The 367-nt window shown below is 35.7% G+C and carries 1 protein-coding gene; it reads left to right on the top strand.

What is annotated here, in order from left to right:
• Nucleotides 1-20: 20 nt before the first annotated feature.
• On the top strand, nucleotides 21-367 hold a 347-nt coding region (locus SB658_RS22355; RefSeq protein WP_410602401.1), incomplete at its 3' end, for an ABC transporter permease.

Genomic DNA, 367 nt, shown 5'->3' with positions numbered 1-367 from the left:
ATACAGCCATTCAATGGAGAATGACGTATTTCCAAGGAAAACAGATGAGAAGGCTTGATGCAGTCCTTCGTTTTCTATTGAATATGATTTTAATCTATACCGTTTTACAGGCATCCTATGCAATCGCAATCGTTTTTTATCTGATCTATGGTGTCTATCTTGTTTACTTAACAAATGCAGTCAAAAAGCAGCCTTTTCAATGGGAATTGCATATTTCTGACGAATTAAAACGAAAACAGCGTTTTTATCGTTTGGCAAACTTATTTACAGATGTGCCTCATTTAAAGAAACAGGTGAAAAGAAGAGCCTATATGGACTGGCTTTTGCAGTTTGTTCCGTATGACCAGCGTAAAACTTTTTCTTACAT

Source organism: Bacillus sp. SIMBA_008 (assembly GCF_046535495.1).
Lineage (GTDB): Bacteria > Bacillota > Bacilli > Bacillales > Bacillaceae > Bacillus > Bacillus subtilis.
The sequence above is the reverse complement of the archived record's forward strand: the minus strand, read 5'-3'. Positions and strand labels throughout refer to the sequence as shown.